Genomic DNA, 18012 nt, shown 5'->3' with positions numbered 1-18012 from the left:
TCGCGATCATGAGCGATCCGGACGTCGGCGCCGACGCGGGCGCAGCACGTCCGATGGCCGCGTTGACCGAGCTGCGGGTGCTGGACGGCCCGAACCTGTACTTCCCGCGGGCGGCGATCAAGCTCACACTGGACATCACCGGGCTCAGCCAGGCCTCGAGCGAGCAGGCCATGGCCTGGGCCACCGACCTCGGCCTGTCCCGCACCCGCGCCGGCCAGCCCGGCAGCGCGCAGCGACAGCGCCTCGCGGTGCGGGTGCTGGCCCGCGTCGTCCGGCTCATCGCCGCTGCCTCGGGCACGTCGCGCCTGGGCCTGCGGGTGCGTCCGAGCAACGACCCGCACGAGGTCGTCGTCGCCTACCCCTGGCTGCACCACGACCGCGCCGTCGAGCTGGGTCACCAGCTGGAGACCTGCCTGGCCCGCTGGGGCGAGGCGGACGTCGTCGAGCTGGTGTCCGCGGCTGGGGCGGCCGTGCGGGCCACGGCCAGCGGACGTCGTCCGAGCGCGATCTCGCCGAGCGTCCCGGTGGCGTCGGTGACCGGGACCAACGGCAAGACCACGACGACCCGCCTGCTGGCGCACCTGTCCATGACAGCGGGGCGGCGGACCGCCTGGTCCAGCACGGACGGCGTGGTCGTGCAGGGCGAGGTCGTCGAGCCCGGTGACTACTCCGGCCCGGCCGGCGCCCGAGCGGTGCTGACCAGCGACGGCGTCCAGCTCGGCGTCCTGGAGACCGCGCGCGGGGGACTGCTGCTGCGCGGCATGGGGGTGACCCGCAACGACGTCTCGGTGGTGACCAACGTCAGCGCCGACCACCTCGGGCTGCAGGGGATCGACACGGTCGACCAGCTGGCCGAGGTCAAGGCCGTGGTCACCCGGGTCACGTCCCGCACCGGCTGGTGCGTGCTCAACGGCGAGGACCCGCGGGTGCTGGCCATGATGCGCCGCGCGACCGGCCGGCCCTGGGTCTTCGCCCTGGACCCGGACGCTCCGGCCCTGCGGACCGCGCTGGACGGCGGCGGCCGAGGGATCACCGTCCTGGACGGCTCGATCACCGTGCTGCGCTCGGACGCCGACCCCGACCCACTGATCGCGGTCCTGGACGTGCCGGTGACGCTCGCCGGGCTGTCGCGGCACAACGTCGCCAACGCGCTGGCCGCGGCCGCCGCCGGGCTCGGTCTGGGGTTGGAGCGGGACGCGGTCGTCGAGGGGCTGCGCACGTTCCAGCCCGACGTCCGGCTCAACCCCGGGCGGATGAACGTGTGGACCATCCCGGTCGCCGGCGGCACCGTGACCGTGGTGATCGACCTGGCGCACAACGAGGCCGGGCTGGAGGCGCTGCTCGACGTCTGCGAGGGGCTGCGCATGCCCGGTGCCCAGCTGCACCTCGGGCTGGGCACGGCGGGGGACCGCACGGAGGAGATCCTGGTCGGGCTCGGCGAGATCGCCGGCCGCCGCGCGGACGACGTCGCGATCGTGCACAAGGAGCGGTACCTCCGCGGCCGCACTCGCGAGGACCTCGAGACCTCGCTGCGGGCCGGGCTCGCTGCGGTGGGCAAGGCCGGCGTGCCGTCGTTCCCGGACGAGCTGAGCGGCCTGCAGGGACTGCTCGCCCGCGCGGTCGACGGCGACGTCGTGGCGGTCATGTGCCACGCCGACCGTCCCCTGCTGGACGAGTGGCTGCTCGCCGAGGGAGCCACCCCGGACGGCGCCGACGACGTCCGCGCCAAGGTGGTCGCCGCTCGCGGCGAGCACCCGCAGGAGGAGCAGATCGCCGCCCTGTGGGCGCACGCCGACGCGACCGACCGGCAGCGCCTGCTGCTGGCGATGCTGGACGCCGACCCCGACGACCCGCGGCTCATGTTCGAGTGGGCGAGCGCGCTGGACGCGGCGGGTCACGAGGCCGAGGCCGTTCCGGCGTACCGCGCAGCGCTGCGCGACGGCCTGCGCGAACCGCACCGGCACCGGGCCATGCTGCAGCTCGGCTCGTCGCTGACCGTCCTCGGCCGGGTCGAGGAGGCGCTCGACATCCTGTCCCAGGTGCGCGAGCAGCGCCCCTCGAGCGCTGCGGCCCAAGGGTTCTACGCCCTCGCGCTGCGGGCCGGCTCCCGCAGCGACCGCGCGCTCGCCGTCCTGATGGAGGCGTTGCTCACCCACGCCGCCGACCCTGACGACCAGGACTACCGGGCGGTGCTGCTGCGCTACGTCGGCGGAGGCGGCTAGGGCCTGAGCTCGGCCGGGTCGAGGTCCGGGTCGCCGACCAGCCCCTGCGGGTGCGCCCCCGCCTGGGCCTGGTGCGCCAGCCCCTCCAGCTCGGCGAGGACCCCGGCGTGCTTGTCCGCGCACAGCACGACCAGGTCACCGCGGTTCGCCAGCGCCATGCAGTGCCGGACCGCCGCCAGCTCGTCCGGGACGACCGTGACCTGCTTGCACCGGGCACCCTGGGCCATCCGGGCCCGCACCCCGTCGGCGACCATCTCGGCCGCCTCGCCGGGCGCCCGGCGGCGCAGGTTCGCGTCCTCGCGCACGACGACGACGTCGAAGAAGTCGGCGGCTACCTCGCCCAGCTCGCGCACGTCCTCGTCGCGCCGGTCCCCGGCGGCACCGATCATCGCGATGCGCGACGGCTTGCCGAGGTCGGCTTTGGCGTCACGGCGGTTCGCGAAGCGCTCCACGAAGTCGCCCAGCGCCCGCATGCCCGCCGGGTTGTGGCAGTAGTCGACCACGACGTCCGTGCCCTGCACGTCGATCATGTTCATCCGGCCCGGCGACAGGTAGTACGACGTGCTGAACGTGCGCAGACCCTGGCGGATGTCGTGCAGGGGAGCGCCCGCGGCGAACGCGGCCCCCGCGGCGGCCATCGCGTTCGCGACGTTCATCAGGGCGGTGCCGCCGAACGTCGCCGGCAGCAGGTGCGTCCAGGCCAGCTGCATCGTGCGGCGGCCGTGTCGGATGACGATCATGTCGCCCTTGTCGGAGGTGTCCAGCACCAGCGCCTTGCCGCCGCGGCGGCAGTGCTCGTCGATCATGTCCCGGACGTCGGAGCCCGGGGCCTGCAGCGAGAACCAGACCACCTCGCCCGAGCAGCGCCGGCGCATCCCGCGCACCAGGGCGTCGTCGGCGTTGAGCACGGCGGCGCCGTCCCGCGGGACGGCCTCGACGACCACGGCCTTGACCTCGGCCAGCTGCTCGAGGGTGTCGACGCCACGCATGCCCAGGTGGTCCGGGGCGACGTTGGTCACGACGGCGACGTCGTTCCGGTCGTAGCCCAGGCCCTCGCGCAGGATCCCCCCGCGGGCCACCTCGAACACGGCCAGGTCGACCCGCGGGTTCTGCAGCACCATCCGGGCGGACTTCGGCCCGGACGCGTCGGCCCGGATCACCAGGCGCTCGTCGATGACGACACCGTCGGTGGAGGTCATGCCGACCTTGCGGCCCAGACCCTTGAAGACGTGCGCGATCATCCGCGACGTCGTGGTCTTCCCGTTGGTGCCGGTGACGGCGATGATCGGCACCCGGCTCGGCGCGCCCGGCGGGAAGAGCAGGTCGACGACCGGCTTGGCGATGAACTGGGGCTCCCCGACGGTGGGGTGGGTGTGCATCCGGAAGCCGGGCGCCGCGTTGACCTCGCAGATGGCGCCGCCGGTCTCGCGCACGGGCAGGGCGATGTCCGGGCAGATGAAGTCGATGCCCGCGACGTCCAACCCGATCACCCGGGCCGCCTCCTCGGCGATCTCCACGTTGTCCGGGTGCGCCTCGAAGGTGCGGTCGACCGAGATGCCACCGGTCGACATGTTCCCGGTCAGCGCCAGCTTGACCATCTCGCCGGCCGGGGGGACGTCGTCCATGCCGAAGCCCTGCTGGCGGACCAGCTCCACCGCGGCGTCGTCCACGCTGATCCGGGTGAGGACCTTCTCGTGCCCGACCCCGCGGCGCGGGTCCGCGTTGGTCTCGGTCACCAGCTCCTGCACCGTGCTCATGCCGTCCCCGACCACGTGGGCCGGGACGCGCTCGGCGATGGCCTGCATGCGCCCGCCGACGATGAGGCAGCGGTAGTCCTTGCCGGTCACCATCGACTCGACCACGACCCAGCCCCGCCGGGACTGGTCCTGGGCGGTCGGGAAGGCGGCGCGGACGGCGTCCCCGTCCTTGAGGTCCAGGCAGACCCCGCGCCCGTGGTTGCCGTCCAGCGGCTTGATCACGACCGGGTAGCCGATCCGGTCCGCGATGGTCACCGCGGCCCCGGCGCTGCGCACGCTCTCCGTGCCGGGGGTGGGCAGGCCGGCCGACGCCAGCAGCTTGCCGGTGAGCTCCTTGTCGCCGGCGATGTCCACGGCGAGCGCGCTCGTCTGCGACGTCATGGTGGCCCGGATGCGCTGCTGGTGGACGCCCTGGCCGAGCTGCACCAGGGAGTGCTCGTTGAGCCGGATCCACGGGATGTCGCGGCTCACCGCCTCCTCCAGGATGGCTGCCGTGCTCGGCCCGAAGGCGGTCCGCTCGGCCTGCCGCAGGAACGTGTCCAGCAGGTCCGCGAAGTCGAACTCGGGCTCGGGCTGCACGAGGTGGTTCACCAGCCGGACGGCCAGCGCGATGGCGGCCTGCGCGACCCGCTCGTCGACGTACGAGAAGACGATGTTGTACCGGCCCGGCACGCCCTTGACCTGCCGGGTCTTGCCGCGGCGGATGTCGTGGCCGGCCTCCTGCTGGAGCTGCAGGGCCACGTGCTCGGCGACGTGCCCGAGCCAGGTGCCTTCGCGCAGCCGCTCGATGAAGCCGCCGCGGTGCCCGCGCGAGCAGGTGTGCGCCTCCAGGCCCGGGAGCAGCTCGAGGAGCTGGTCCGTGAAGCCCGGCAGGGTGTTCGTCGGGAACTGCTCGAGGACGCCCAGGTCGACGACCACGTGCAGGGCCTTGTCGTAGGACCAGACGTTGGGACCGCGGTAGACGCGGACCTGGACGATCGTCAGGTCCGGGGACGGCTGCTCGTCGCTCATCGGCGCTCCAGTCGGCTGCGGTCAGGGACGGACGTGCCGATCATGCCCTGATCAGCGCCGTCGTGCGCCACTCGCGAGGGCGGCAACTGCCGGATCGACCCGCCGGGGGGCGAACTTCTCGAGCGCGCGAGCCTCCAGGTCGAACCGCGCGCCGGTCGGCAGGGTGTGCACGGTGGCACCCGAGACGAGCACGGGAGCGCCCTCGGGGGCCTCGGCGGCGTTGGTGACTGCGCGCGCCGCGTCGACCACGAAGACGGCACCGGTGCCGACCACCTCGACGCGTCGGCCGTCGGTGACGAGCGCGGCCGTGTCCTCGTCGACGCCCATGCCGATCAGGTGCGGTGACAGGGCCACCATCGACAGCAGCCGGCCGTACCGGGCGCGCTGGTCGAAGTGCTGGTCCACGATCACGCCCGGCAGCAGGCCCAGCCCGGCGGAGAGCTGGCTGGCGCGCTGGCGGGGGGTGATGCCCTCCTCGCCGAGGGCGATCATGTGCGCGCTCATGATGCTGGCGCCGGCCGACGTGCCGGCCACCACCACGCCGCGTCGGTAGGCGTCCACGATGGCGTTGCCGAGCGCGGTGCCCACGACGAGCTGGGCCAGCTTGAGCTGGTTGCCGCCCGTCATGAAGATGCCGGTCGCCGCGTCGACCTGGGCCGCGAGCCCCGGGTCGTCGGCCTCGGCCCGTGAGGTGGGCTGCACCGCGCTGACCTGGTCGACGCCGATCCGCCCGAACGCCGTCCGGTAGGTCTCGACCATCTCGTCCTCGACCATCGAGGCGGTCGGCAGCACCAGGAGGCGGGCCTGGGCGCCACCGGCGAGCCGGACGAAGCGGCGCAGGACACGGGCGGTGCCCACCTTGTCCTCGGCGCCGCCGATGACCAGGAGCCGCGTGCGGGGAGGCCCTTGCATCTGTCCACCCTAGGCGGCCCGCCCTCCCCGGTTGCTCACGCCGCGCTGCTTTGCTCGCCCCAGACCGCTGGCCGAGCAGCTTCGCGCGGCTCTGGCTGAGCAAGGGTGGGCCAGAATGGCGGCATGACCGCGGAACGCCAGCTGCTCGTCGTCCGGCACGCCAAGTCCGACCAGAACGCCGGGGTGGCCGACCACGAGCGCCCGCTGAACGATCGCGGACGACGGGACGCACCCGCGCTCGGCCGCTGGCTCACCGAGCACGGACTGCGCCCGGACCTCGTCCTCTGCTCGAGTGCGGAGCGCGCCCGGCAGACCTGGGAGCTGGCCGCTGCCGAGCTGGACGACGCGCCGCCGGTCGACGTCCGGGACGCGCTCTACGAGACGTCGGCGTCCGGCGTGCTGACCCAGCTGCGTGAGGTGGACGACCACGTCCGCGTCGTCGCCGTGGTGGGCCACGAGCCGACCCAGTCGGCCGTGGCGTCGGCGCTGGCCGGTTCGGCGGACCCGCGGGCGGAGCAGGCGCTGCGCGAAGGGTTCACGACCAGCGGGGTGGCGGTCCTGGAGCTCGCCGGACCCTGGCGCGAGCTGGCGCCGGGCAGCTGCCGGCTGACCGCGTTCGCGGCCCCCCGCGGCTAGCCGCACTGCCCCCAATCCCGTGATCATGCACGTTCGCCCCGGCAGACCAGGGGCGAACGTGCATGATCACCGCGGAGGGGGGCGAACGTGCATGATCACGGGGAGGGGGCGGCTAGTCGGGGAGGGCGTCCACCTCGAAGCCGTCGGCCGCGTCGGCCTCCTCGACCTCCTCGCGGGGGATGCCCAGCAAGTACAGGACGGCGTCCAGGAAGGGGACGTTGACGGTGGCGTCCGCCTGCTGACGCACGACGGGCTTGGCGTTGAAGGCGATGCCCAGCCCCGCCGTGTCCAGCATGTCGAGGTCGTTGGCGCCGTCCCCGATCGCGACGGTGCGGGACAACGACAGGCCCTCGGCCGCGGCGAAGCGCCGCAGCGCCGCAGCCTTTCCCGCACGGTCCACCACGTCGCCGAGCACCCGCCCGGTGAGCCGACCGTCGACGACCTCCAGCCGGTTGGCCTCGACGTGGGTGATGCCGAGCGAGGCGGCCAGCGGTTCGACCACCTCGAGGAAGCCGCCGGACACCAGCGCCACGGTGAAGCCGAGACGCTGCAACGTGCGTACGCAGGTACGGGCCCCCGGGGTGAGCTCGACGGCCCGGCGGACGTCGTCGAGCACGGACGACGGGAGGCCGGCCAACGCCGCCACCCGCTGGTGCAGGCTGGCTGCGAAGTCGAGCTCGCCGCGCATGGCCCGCTCGGTGATGGCCGCGACCTCGTCGACCCGGCCGCTGCGCTCGGCGAGCATCTCGATGACCTCACCCTGGATGAGGGTGGAGTCGACGTCCATCACGACCAGCCGGCGGCCGCGCCGGGCCAGGCCGGCGGGGGAGACCGCGACGTCGATCCCGTGCGCCGCAGCCGTGACCGACACCTCGCGCCGCAGCGAGCGCACGTCCCCGCCCGACACGTCGATCTCGACGGTGGTCACCGGCCAGCGGGAGATGCGCCGGATGCGGTCGATGTTGGCGTCCTGCTCGGCCAGCTTCTCGGCGACGGCCGCGACCGCGGCGGGCAGGAGCGGGGCGGCCAGCAGCGTGACGTGCAGGCGGCCCTCGCGGCGGTGGGCGGTGTCGCCGGTGCCGCGCTTGCACCGCACCTTCATGTCCAGCTCGTCCGCGACGTCCAGCGCCGCCGCGCGCACGCTCTCACTACCGCCGGTCGTGAGCAGGACGGCGAGGGTCAGCTGCCCGCGGACCACGACCTGCTCTACGTCCAGCACCGTCGCCGGGGTCGCGGCCAGGGCGGAGAAGAGCGCCGAGGTGACACCCGGCCGGTCGTCGCCGGTCAGGGTCACGAGCAGGGTCGGTTCGTCCGTGCTGCGCGGCGGGACCTCGATCACGGGCCGAGGCTACCCACTGCCCGGGACGCGGACCTGGCCGACTCGCCTGCCGAGACGCGGGTCAGGCGTTGACCTCGTCCCGCCAGGCCACCCAGTCCCGCAGCTGGCCCAGGTCGTAGTCGGGCCCGCCGAGCCCGACGGTGAACAGCCGGACGCCGAGCTCGTGCAACCGCGGCCCCGTCGCGGCCGGATCGCCCGAGACCCCGACGGACCGCTCGATCTGCGCGGGGTCGCGGCCCTCGGTCGCGCACCACTCGTCGAGGATGGCGACCTTGCGCTCGACCACGTCGGCGTCGCCGAAGCTGTGCCAGATGTCGGCGTGCTTGGCCACCATGCGCAGCGTCTTCTTCTCGCCGCCGCCGCCGATGAGCACCGGGATCTTGCGGGTGGGCGCCGGGTAGAGCCGGCCCAGCCGCTTCTCGATCCGCGGCAGCGCCTGTGCCAGGTCGGCGAGGCGCGAGCCCGCGGTGCCGAACTCGTACCCGTACTCGTCGTAGTCCTTCTCGAACCAGCCGGCCCCGATGCCGAGGATCAGCCGGCCGTCGCTGATCTGGTCGACGGTGCGGGACATGTCGGCCAGCAGCTCGGGGTTGCGGTAGGAGTTGCAGGTCACCAGCGCGCCGATCTCGACCCGCGAGGTGATCTCGGCCCAGGCCGCCAGCACCGTCCAGCACTCGAGGTGCTTGCCCTCCGGCTCGCCGTACAACGGGTAGAAGTGGTCCCAGTTGAAGGCCACGTCGACTCCGGCCTCCTCGGCCGCGACCACCGCGCGGCGCAGGTCGGACCACTCGGCGTGCTGCGGCTGCAGCTGGACGCCGATCCGGACCTTGCGGTGGTTCTGGTGCTCGCTCACACGGTCACCTTCTGGCCCTTGCCGATGACGACCAACCCGGACTCGGTGACGGTCAGCCCCCGGGCGCGGTCCTCCTCGGGGTCCATCCCGATCCGCGCGCCCTCGGGGATCACCACGTTCTTGTCGACGATCGCCCGACGCACGACCGCGTGCCTGCCGATCTCGACGTTGTCCAGCAGCACGCTGTCGCTCACGCTGGACCACGAGTGGATGTAGCAGTTCGGCGACAGCACCGAGTTCTCGATCGTCGCTCCCGACACCACGGTGCCGGGGGACACCGAGGAGTTCACCGCGTGCCCGATGCGGCCGTGCCAGCCGTGCACGAACTTGGCCGGCGGCAACGAGCCGTAGTCGGTGAAGATCGGCCAGTCGTAGTTGTAGAGGTTGAAGACCGGGAAGACCGAGATCAGGTCCATGTGCGCGTCGTAGTACGCGTCCATCGTGCCGACGTCACGCCAGTAGTCGCGGTCGCGCTCCGTCGATCCGGGCACGTCGTTGTTCTTGAAGTCGTACACGCCGGCCTCACCGCGGGACACGAAGTCCGGGATGATGTCGCCGCCCATGTCGTGCTTGGTGTCCTCGCTCGCGGCGTCGCGGGTGACCGCGTCGATCAGGGCGTCGGTGTTGAACACGTAGTTGCCCATCGAGGCCAGCACCTCACCGGGGGAGTCCGGCAGGCCCTCGGGGTCCGTCGGCTTCTCCAGGAACTCGCGGATCTGGCGGGGGTCCTCGGGCTTCACGTCGATCACGCCGAACTGGTCGGCGAGCTCGATCGGCTGGCGGATGGCCGCGACCGTCGCGGCGGCGCCGGTCTCGATGTGCTGCGCGACCATCTGCCGGAAGTCCATCCGGTAGACGTGGTCGGCGCCGACCACGACGACGATGTCCGGCTTCTCGTCGTGCACGAGGTTGAGGCTCTGGAAGATGGCGTCGGCGCTGCCGAGGTACCAGCGTTTGCCGACGCGCTGCTGCGCGGGCACCGGGGCGACGTAGTTGCCGAGCATGTTCGACATGCGCCACGTCTTGGCGATGTGCCGGTCCAGGCTGTGCGACTTGTACTGGGTCAGGACGACGACCTTGAGGTACCCGGAGTTCACGACGTTGGACAGCGCGAAGTCGATGAGCCGGTAGATGCCGCCGTAGGGCACGGCGGGCTTGGCCCGGTCGGCGGTCAGGGGCATCAGGCGCTTGCCCTCGCCGCCCGCCAGGACGATCGCCAGGATCTTCGGGTTGCGCGCACGAGTCGGCATGCTCAGGAACCTAGTCTTCGAGCCGGGGCCACGCGAGGGGTGCGCGGGGACGAACCCCGCCACTACGGTGAGGCCGTGCGCATCGACGTGCTGTCTCGCGAGTACCCACCCGACGTCTACGGCGGGGCGGGAGTGCACGTCGCCGAGCTCGTCCGCGCGTTGCGCTCCGACCCCGGCCTCGACGTCCGGGTCCGTTGCTTCGGCCCCGAGCGCGCCGAGGTGGGCACGACCGGCTACCCGGACCCGGTCGAGCTGGCGGGCGCGAACGCCGCGCTGCGCAGCATGGGGGTCGACCTGCCGATGGCGCAGGACTGCGACGGCGCGGACGTCGTCCACTCGCACACCTGGTACGCCAACTTCGGTGGGCACCTCGCCTCCCTGCTGCACGGCGCCCCGCACGTGGTCACCGCGCACAGCCTGGAACCGTTGCGGCCGTGGAAGGCCGAGCAGCTGGGCGGCGGCTACGCCCTGTCGTCCTGGGTCGAGAAGACGGCCTACGAGGCGGCGGCCGCCGTCATCGCCGTCAGCGCCGGGATGCGCCGGGACGTGCTGCGCAGCTACCCGGACGTCGACCCGGCCCGCGTGCACGTGGTGCACAACGGCATCGACACGGTCGACTGGTCCCGGCGACCCCGGCCGGACGCTGTCCGCGCGCTGGGCGTCGACCCGGACCAGCCCAGCGTGGTCTTCGTCGGCCGGATCACCCGGCAGAAGGGCCTGCCGTACTTCCTGCGGGCCGCGGCCCAGCTACCGCCCGACGTCCAGCTCGTGCTGTGCGCCGGCGCCCCGGACACCGCCGAGATCATGGCGGAGGTCGAAGCCCTGGTGGACGGGCTGCGCACGACCCGCCAGGGCGTCGTCTGGATCGACCGCATGCTGGACCGCGAGGACGTCGTCGCGCTGCTGTCCAGCGGCACGGTCTTCGCCTGCCCGTCGGTGTACGAGCCGCTGGGCATCGTGAACCTCGAGGCCATGGCCTGCGAGCTGCCCGTCGTGGCCACCGCGACCGGCGGCATCCCGGAGGTCGTGCAGGACGGCGAGACCGGTTGGCTCGTGCCGATCGAGCAGGTGGACGACGGCTCGGGCACTCCGGTGGACCCCGAGGGCTTCGTGGCGGACCTGGCGGCGGCCCTGGTGGACGCCGTGTCCGACCCGGCCCGGGCCCGGGTCCGCGGCGTCGCGGGGCGCGTCCGCGCCGAGCAGGAGTTCGGCTGGGCCACCGTGGCCGCCCGCACGCTGGAGGTGTACCGGTCCCTGCGCTAGTCCGGCGGGTGGATCGGCGCGTTCACCGCGGCGACCAGCGCCCGGCGGCAGACGGTCTCGAGCTGGCGCAGCTCCTCGTCGCGGCGGGTCGCCTCCCACCCGTTCACCGCGGCGCCGTCGTCCTCACGCGCGAGCTCGACGATGGACCGCACCCGCCAGGCCAGGTCGAGCACCCGGGCTGCTCGCGGCGGCGTGCCGGGCGGCCACGCCTGGTCCGTCCCCTGGCGCAGCCCCTGGATCCGTTCGGCGGCATCGGGCCGCCACCGGGCCAGGTCCAGCTCGTGCAGGGTGTCGGTGGCGCGCAGCAGGGCCTCGCGCAGCTCGCGCTCGGCCTCGCCGACCGTGGTGCTGAGCGGGGCGACCGGCGGCGAGCAGTCCTGCACCTGCCAGAGCACCTGGTGCCCGATCTCGTAGACCGAACCGAACTCGTAGACCTCGGGGATCAGCACCAGGGGCGGGCCGCCGACGGTCACCAGGCACTCACCGGCCTCGATCGCGGCCTCGTTGACCTTCGGCGGGCCGGGCAACGCGGACGGGTCGCCGGGCACCGGCAGCACCAGGCGCAGTGCGCGCACCCGCTGCTCGCGAAGCGTGCCCAGCAGCTCCGGCAACCGGCCCGGCGCGGCCAGCGGGCCCAGCGCGGCGGCGTCCGCGGTAGCCACCTCGTGCGGCTCGTCGTCCCCCTGCACGGCCCGCAGCAGCGCACCGGCGTTGACCCGCCCGGCCAGCACCGGGGTGGCCCACAGGCCGAGCACGGCGGCGCGCGGCAACGGGGTCATGGGATGAGGCTACGTCGGTGCCATAGTCTCGCCCTCATGGTTTCGGCGACGCTACGAGGACGTGGCGCATGAGCGACGTCCTGGCGATGGCCGGGGTCACCGTCGTGCGTGGTTCGACCACGCTCCTGGACGACGTGACCTGGGAGGTCAGCGAGGGCGAGCGGTGGGTCGTGCTCGGCCCCAACGGTGCCGGCAAGACGACGCTGCTGCAGATCGCGTCCGCGCGGATGCACCCGACCCGCGGGGTCGCCGGCGTCCTCGGTGAGGTCCTGGGCGCGGTGGACGTCTTCGAGCTGCGGCCGCGGGTCGGGCTGGCCAGCGCCGCACTGTCGGAACGGATCCCGGGCGGCGAGCGGGTCGGCGACGTCGTGGTCACCGCGTCCTACGGTGTCACCGGGCGGTGGATCGAGCAGTACGACGCCCTCGACCACGGCCGCGCCGCGCAGCTGCTCGAGACCTTGGGTGTGGGACACCTCGTGGACCGCACGTTCGGCACGCTGAGCGAGGGGGAGCGCAAGCGGGTGCAGATCGCCCGGGCCCTGATGACGGACCCCGAGCTGATGCTGCTGGACGAGCCGGCCGCGGGCCTGGACCTGGGAGGGCGCGAGGACCTCGTCAAGCGGCTCGGCGCGATCGCGGAGGACATCTACGCGCCGGCGCTCGTCCTGGTCACCCACCACGTCGAGGAGATCCCGCCGCACTTCACGGACGTCCTGCTGCTCCGCGGTGGCCGGGTCGTCGCCGCCGGTCCGTTGGAGATCACGCTGACCCAGGAGAACCTCGAGGCCACGTTCGGCCTGCCCCTGCTGCTGGAGCGGCACGGCGACCGGTGGACGGCGCGCGCCCGCTGACGACCGGTCAGCCCAGGGTTGCCTGGAGCTGCGCCTGCACCGAGAGCACCAGGTCGACGTACCACTGCGCCCGGTTGTAGCGGAACAGCGCCGCGCTCACCCCGGCCGGCGACCCCGCCCCGCCGCTGCACAGGTACCGGGCCGCGGTGTAGATCGCGTCGGCCGGGGAGTAGACGTCCAGCTTCCCGTCGTGGTTGCCGTCCACGGCGTAGGAGGCGAACGTGCCGGGCATGAACTGCATCGGCCCCTGCGCCCCCGCCGAGCTGGTGCCCGCGTTGCGGCCGTGCCCGCTCTCCACCTGGCCGACCGCGGCCAGCAGGGTCCAGTCCATCCCCGAGCAGGTCCGGGCGGCCGCCTGGTAGAGCCGGAAGTACTCGGCGGTGGGCAGCTGGGCGCGGGCCGCGCCGATGGCGTCGTCCTGGCCGGCCTCGGCGGCCCGGCGGGCGGCGGCGAGCGCCCTCGCCGCGTCCTCGGCCTCCGTCAGCTGCCGCGCCGTCGCCGACAGCGAGTCGAGCGAGTGCTGCGCCGCGGCCAGCAGGGCCGCGACCTGGTCGGCCTGCCGGGTGAGCTGGGCGGCAGTGACGACAGCGGCGTCCGCGTGCCGTTCCTTCTCCGCCGCCACGTCGACGAGCCGGTCCGCCTGCTGCTGCGCGTCGTCCGCGCTCGCGCTGGTGGTCGACAGCACCCGGTCGACCCCGATCATGCGTGAGGCCAGGTCCTCGAGGCTGCTCGAGGTCAGCACCGTGTTGAGCAGCCCGGCCTGGCCACCGCTCAGGTAGAGCGCGCGCACGGAGGCAGCGGCCTGGTCCGCCGCCGCATCGGCGCTGTGCTGCGCGTCCGCGCTCTGCGCGTCGGCCTGCAGGTAGTCGCTGACCCGGTCGCCCACACCGCTGAGCGCGGCCTCGTACCCGGCCTCGGCGGTCGCGAGTCGTTCCTGGATCTGCTGCACCTGTGCTGCGGCCTCCTGGGCGTGCCGTCGTGCGGTGGCGGCGTCCTCGGCCTGGGCCGGTGCGGAGACCACCCAGGTGAGGGACACGCAGGCGAGCGACGCGATCGCCCGCCAGGCCCACCGCGCCCGGCTGGGGGTGCGTTCACCAGGGGTCACGGCGCACTATCGGATGAGACGGTGGCCGACTTGATCGCTGCGTGGGAAGGTGAGCCGCTCGGGGGAACGTCCGCGGCCGACCAGGCGTCTGAACGGTGGGGACGGCGTTCCGACGTCGCACGAGAAGGTGGCGCATGGACTGGCTGACGGAGTACCCGGCGCTGACCTGGCTGGGTCTTGCCCTGCTGCTCGGTGCCATCGAGGTGGCCACGCTCGACCTCGTCTTCATCATGCTGGCGGTCGGGGCGCTGGGTGCCGCGGTCGCCGCAGCGTTCGGGGCCAACGTGATCGTCCAGGTCGTGGTCTTCGTGGTCGTGGCCATGGTGCTGCTGGGATTCCTGCGGCCGGTGGTCATCCGCCGGATGCGGATGGGCGACGCGATCCTCACCGGCTCCGCGGCCCTGGTGGGCCGGCACGCGCTCGTGGTCGAGACCGTGACCGAGACCGGTGGCCGGGTCAAGCTGCACGGCGAGATCTGGTCCGCCCGCACCCGTCGTACCGGTCCGCCTGAGGCGCTGCTGCCCGGTGCGGACGTCACCGTCATCGCTATCGACGGGGCCACCGCGATCGTCGCGGCCGAGGCCCCGGTCACCCAACCGGAATCGGAGGGCACTACGTGAGTACCGGCCAGATCGTCGTCCTGGTAGTCCTGGGGCTGCTGCTGCTGTTCGTCGTCATCGTCATCGCCCGCACGATCCGGGTGGTGTCCCAGGCGACGGCGATCATCATCGAACGGCTGGGCCGGTACTCGCGCACGCTGGAGGCGGGGCTGCACCTGCTGATCCCCTTCATCGACAAGCCTCGTGCCAACGTCGACCTGCGCGAGCAGGTCGTCTCCTTCCCGCCGCAGCCCGTGATCACCTCGGACAACCTGGTGGTGAGCATCGACACGGTCATCTACTTCCAGGTGACCGACCCGAAGTCGGCGGTCTACGAGATCGCCAACTACATCCAGGGCATCGAGCAGCTGACCGTCACCACGCTGCGCAACGTCATCGGCTCGCTCGACCTGGAGCAGACGCTGACCAGCCGCGACCAGATCAACGGGCAGCTGCGCGGCGTCCTGGACGAGGCCACCGGCAAGTGGGGGATCCGGGTGAACCGGGTGGAGCTCAAGGCCATCGACCCGCCGGCCTCGGTGCAGGACTCGATGGAGAAGCAGATGCGGGCCGAGCGGGACCGCCGCGCCACGATCCTCACCGCCGAGGGTGTCAAGCAGGCCCAGATCCTCACCGCCGAGGGCGAGAAGCAGTCCAACATCCTGCGCGCCGAGGGCACCGCCCAGGCCGCGATCCTCAACGCGACCGGCGAGGCCCGCGCCATCCAGCAGGTGTTCGACGCGATCCACCGCGGCAACCCTGACCAGAAGCTGCTGGCGTACCAGTACCTGCAGATGCTGCCGCAGATCGCCCGCGGTGACAGCAACAAGCTGTGGATCGTGCCGAGTGAGCTCGGCGAGGCGCTCAAGGGCATCGGCGGCGTACTCGGCCGGCTGCAGCCCGAGCCCGACGGCCCCGCACCGGCGGGTGGGTCGGCCGCGCCGCCCCCACCCGACGACCTGCCGTTCGAGGCTCCCGTGCTGCAGGACCCGAACGAGGCGCTGGCCCAGGCCCGACGTGAGGCGGCCGGCGCCAGCGCCGAGGCCGAGGGTGCGGCCAGTGCGGGCATCCACCCGGGACCGATGCCCAGCCGGTCGGCGTCCCAGCCCGGGCTGCTGGGCGACGTCGAGGACGTCCCACCGCCGGTGGTGCCGCCCGCGCCGCCCGCCCCCGGCCCGGACGCCGGGCAGGACGACGGGCAGGACGACGGGCAGGACCCTCCCCGGGCCTGACGGGCCGGCCTCGCCTAGGGTCGCGGGGTGTCCTGGTTCGAGGTGCTCGCGATCTTCGCTGCGGGCGTCGCCGCCGGCACCATCAACACGATCGTCGGCTCGGGCAGCCTGATCACCTTCCCGACCCTGCTGGCGTTCGGCTTCCCGCCGGTGACCGCCAACGTGTCCAACAACATCGGGCTGGTGCCCGGCGGCGTCTCGGGCACCTGGGGCTACCGATGCGAGCTGGCCGGGCAGGGGCGGCTGCTCCGGCTGCTGGCGCCGATGTCGTTCGTCGGTGCGATGGTCGGGGCGCTGCTCCTGCTGCGCCTGCCCGCGTCGGCCTTCGAGGCGATCGTCCCGGTGCTGCTGGCGATCTCGCTGGTGCTGGTGGTGCTGCAGCCTCGCCTGCAGGCCCGGGTCGCGGCCCGGCACGCGGATCCCGACCAGGACGAGAGCCGGTGGCACCGGGCGCTGCTGATGGCCGGCACCCTCGGCGCCGGCGCCTACGGCGGGTACTTCGGCGCTGCCCAGGGCGTGCTGCTGATGGGGCTGCTCGGCTCCCTGGTGCCCGAGTCCATGCAGCGCCTCAACGGCGTCAAGAACGTGCTGGCCCTGGTCGTGAACAGCGTCGCGGCGCTCACGTTCCTGGTCGTCGCCCGCGACCACATCGACTGGCGGGTGGTGGCGCTGATCGCCGCCGGTTCGCTCCTGGGCGGTGTGCTCGGTTCGCGCTACGGACGGCGGCTGCCGCCCGGCGCGCTGCGCGTGTTCATCGTGGTGGTCGGCCTGGTGGCCATCGTGAAGGTGGTGACGACCGGGTGAGCGTGCAGCGGATCGAGGACCCGGCCGACCCGCGGGTGGCCGACTACACGAGCCTCACGGACGTCGCGCTGCGCCGGCTGCGCGAGCCCGAGCAGGGCCTGTACCTGGCGGAGAGCGAGAAGGTGATCCGTCGCGCGCTGGCCGCGGGACACCGACCGCGCTCGTTCCTGATGGCGCCGCGGTGGTTGGACGACCTCGCGGACGTGGTCGCGGATGCCGAGCGGGACGGCGTCCCCGTGTTCGTCGGCGAGCCGTCGGTGCTGCAGGCGCTGACCGGCTTCCACCTGCACCGCGGCGCGATCGCCGCGATGCACCGGCCCGACCTGCCCACGGTGCAGGACGTCGTCCGCGGGGCGCGCCGGGTCGCCGTGCTGGAGGACGTCGTGGACCACACGAACGTGGGCGCGATGTTCCGGTCGGCGGCGGCGCTCGGCGTGGACGCCGTGCTGGTGACCCCGCAGTGCGCGGACCCGCTCTACCGACGCAGCGTCCGGGTCTCGATGGGGACGGTCTTCCAGGTGCCGTGGACCCGCATCGACCCGTGGCCGGAGGGGATGCAGACGTTGCGGGACGACGGCTTCACGGTGGCGTCCTTCGCCCTGTCCGCGTCCGCGGTGCCGCTGGACGAGCTGGCCGCAGCGCCACCGGACCGGCTGGCCCTGGTGCTCGGCACGGAAGGCCACGGGCTCGCGGAGTCGACGGTGGCGGCGTCCGACCTGGTGGTGCGGATCCCCATGGTTGGTGGCGTCGACTCGCTCAACGTGGCGGCGGCCAGCGCCGTCGCCTTCTGGGCGCTGCGCCCCTGACGTCGGATCGGCTCAGCCCACTGGGCGGCCGAGGCCCGGCACCACGGTGGCCCGGGGGAGCCGGGCGAGGTCCGCTCCGGGGACCTCGATCTTGCTGCGCCGCAGCCCCGAGCCCACGATGACCCGCCCGGCCAGCGTCACGGCCTCGTCCACCAGGAGCAGCCAGTCGGCGGGCAGCCCGATCGGGGTGATCCCGCCGTACTCCATGCCCGTCAGCTCGACGGCCCGGTCCATCGGCAGGAACGACGCCTTGCGGACGTCCAGGGCGCGGCGCACGATCCCGTTGACGTCGGCCCGGGTGGTGGCCAGCACGACACACGCCGCAATCCGCTCGACGCCGTCGCGCCGCCCGCCGACGACGACGCAGTTCGCCGACGCGTCCGAGGCCACGCCGTACGCCTCGACGAAGGCGGCGGTGTCCGCCAGGTCGGGGTCGATCGCGGCGACGCCGACGCCGTCCGCGTGCACCCAGGCCTGCAGCGCGGCGGCGACCGGGTCGGCGAGGAGCGGGGCGTGGGCGAGCGCGGGGCGCCGGACGTCGAGGGCTGGACTCACGGACGAACGGTATCTGCAGGTGGACGTCGGCGGCGTGG

16 protein-coding genes are annotated in these 18012 nt (G+C 73.3%); 8 read left to right on the top strand and 8 right to left on the bottom strand.

What is annotated here, in order from left to right; genetic code table 11:
* Window positions 1-8: 8 nt before the first annotated feature.
* A complete protein-coding gene (locus ABEB17_RS12030; RefSeq protein WP_345716934.1) occupies window positions 9-2222 on the top strand; it encodes a tetratricopeptide repeat protein in 2214 nt (737 codons plus the stop codon).
* On the opposite strand, the gene cphA is transcribed toward ABEB17_RS12030, so the two are convergent.
* Window positions 2219-4990: a cyanophycin synthetase gene (gene cphA / locus ABEB17_RS12025; RefSeq protein ID WP_345716933.1), complete on the bottom strand. Its 2772-nt coding sequence runs from the start codon at window positions 4988-4990 to the stop codon at window positions 2219-2221. The two genes, ABEB17_RS12030 and cphA, sit on opposite strands and share 4 nt — an antisense overlap.
* 51 nt (window positions 4991-5041) lie before the next feature.
* Window positions 5042-5902, bottom strand: coding sequence for a cyanophycinase (locus ABEB17_RS12020; protein ID WP_345716932.1), 861 nt, complete (start codon window positions 5900-5902; stop codon window positions 5042-5044).
* 123 nt (window positions 5903-6025) lie between these two features.
* On the opposite strand from ABEB17_RS12020, the gene ABEB17_RS12015 reads away from it, so the two are divergent.
* Window positions 6026-6538: a SixA phosphatase family protein gene (locus tag ABEB17_RS12015; RefSeq protein ID WP_345716931.1), complete on the top strand. Its 513-nt coding sequence runs from the start codon at window positions 6026-6028 to the stop codon at window positions 6536-6538.
* A 112-nt stretch (window positions 6539-6650) separates the two neighbouring features.
* On the opposite strand, the gene serB is transcribed toward ABEB17_RS12015, so the two are convergent.
* From serB to glgC, 3 genes are all read right to left on the bottom strand, one after another.
* Window positions 6651-7877, bottom strand: coding sequence for a phosphoserine phosphatase SerB (serB, locus tag ABEB17_RS12010; protein WP_345716930.1), 1227 nt, complete (start codon window positions 7875-7877; stop codon window positions 6651-6653).
* A 61-nt stretch (window positions 7878-7938) separates the two neighbouring features.
* On the bottom strand, window positions 7939-8730 hold the full coding sequence (locus tag ABEB17_RS12005; protein ID WP_345716929.1) for an LLM class F420-dependent oxidoreductase: 792 nt from the start codon (window positions 8728-8730) through the stop codon (window positions 7939-7941).
* Entirely contained in the window at window positions 8727-9980 is a 1254-nt protein-coding gene (glgC, locus tag ABEB17_RS12000) for a glucose-1-phosphate adenylyltransferase (RefSeq protein WP_345716928.1), read from the bottom strand. Before glgC ends, ABEB17_RS12005 begins: the two co-directional genes overlap by 4 nt.
* Before the next feature lie 75 nt (window positions 9981-10055).
* On the opposite strand from glgC, the gene glgA reads away from it, so the two are divergent.
* Window positions 10056-11243 (top strand): glycogen synthase, encoded by a 1188-nt coding sequence (glgA, locus tag ABEB17_RS11995; protein WP_345716927.1) that lies wholly within the window; start codon window positions 10056-10058, stop codon window positions 11241-11243.
* On the opposite strand, the gene ABEB17_RS11990 is transcribed toward glgA, so the two are convergent.
* Window positions 11240-12022 carry a hypothetical protein gene (locus ABEB17_RS11990; protein ID WP_345716926.1) on the bottom strand — a complete coding sequence of 261 codons (783 nt, stop codon included), beginning with the start codon at window positions 12020-12022 and terminating at the stop codon, window positions 11240-11242. The genes glgA and ABEB17_RS11990 overlap by 4 nt on opposite strands.
* A gap of 68 nt (window positions 12023-12090) precedes the next feature.
* Between ABEB17_RS11990 and ABEB17_RS11985 the strand changes: the two genes are divergently transcribed.
* Window positions 12091-12873, top strand: coding sequence for an ABC transporter ATP-binding protein (locus ABEB17_RS11985; RefSeq protein ID WP_345716925.1), 783 nt, complete (start codon window positions 12091-12093; stop codon window positions 12871-12873).
* A gap of 7 nt (window positions 12874-12880) precedes the next feature.
* Here ABEB17_RS11985 and ABEB17_RS11980 read toward each other — a convergent pair whose 3' ends face one another.
* Window positions 12881-13978: a lytic transglycosylase domain-containing protein gene (locus ABEB17_RS11980; RefSeq protein ID WP_345716924.1), complete on the bottom strand. Its 1098-nt coding sequence runs from the start codon at window positions 13976-13978 to the stop codon at window positions 12881-12883.
* Between the two features lie 134 nt (window positions 13979-14112).
* On the opposite strand from ABEB17_RS11980, the gene ABEB17_RS11975 reads away from it, so the two are divergent.
* From ABEB17_RS11975 to ABEB17_RS11960, 4 genes are read left to right on the top strand one after another with little or no spacing between them, the layout of a single operon-like run.
* A complete protein-coding gene (locus ABEB17_RS11975; RefSeq protein WP_345716923.1) occupies window positions 14113-14598 on the top strand; it encodes an NfeD family protein in 486 nt (161 codons plus the stop codon).
* Window positions 14595-15809: an SPFH domain-containing protein gene (locus ABEB17_RS11970; RefSeq protein ID WP_345716922.1), complete on the top strand. Its 1215-nt coding sequence runs from the start codon at window positions 14595-14597 to the stop codon at window positions 15807-15809. The genes ABEB17_RS11975 and ABEB17_RS11970 overlap by 4 nt, the downstream gene beginning before the upstream one ends.
* Before the next feature lie 27 nt (window positions 15810-15836).
* The gene (locus ABEB17_RS11965) at window positions 15837-16613 is read left to right on the top strand and encodes a sulfite exporter TauE/SafE family protein (RefSeq protein ID WP_345716921.1); all 777 of its coding nucleotides are present in this window, start codon (window positions 15837-15839) and stop codon (window positions 16611-16613) included.
* A gap of 2 nt (window positions 16614-16615) precedes the next feature.
* Entirely contained in the window at window positions 16616-17419 is an 804-nt protein-coding gene (locus ABEB17_RS11960) for a TrmH family RNA methyltransferase (protein ID WP_345717339.1), read from the top strand.
* Window positions 17420-17431: 12 nt separating this feature from the next.
* Here ABEB17_RS11960 and ABEB17_RS11955 read toward each other — a convergent pair whose 3' ends face one another.
* Complete coding sequence (locus ABEB17_RS11955) at window positions 17432-17974, bottom strand: YbaK/EbsC family protein (protein WP_345716920.1); 543 nt, start codon at window positions 17972-17974, stop codon at window positions 17432-17434.
* Window positions 17975-18012 lie beyond the last annotated feature (38 nt).

Source organism: Angustibacter luteus, assembly GCF_039541115.1.
Lineage (GTDB): Bacteria > Actinomycetota > Actinomycetes > Actinomycetales > Angustibacteraceae > Angustibacter > Angustibacter luteus.
This window is presented reverse-complemented; position numbering and strand designations above follow the sequence as displayed.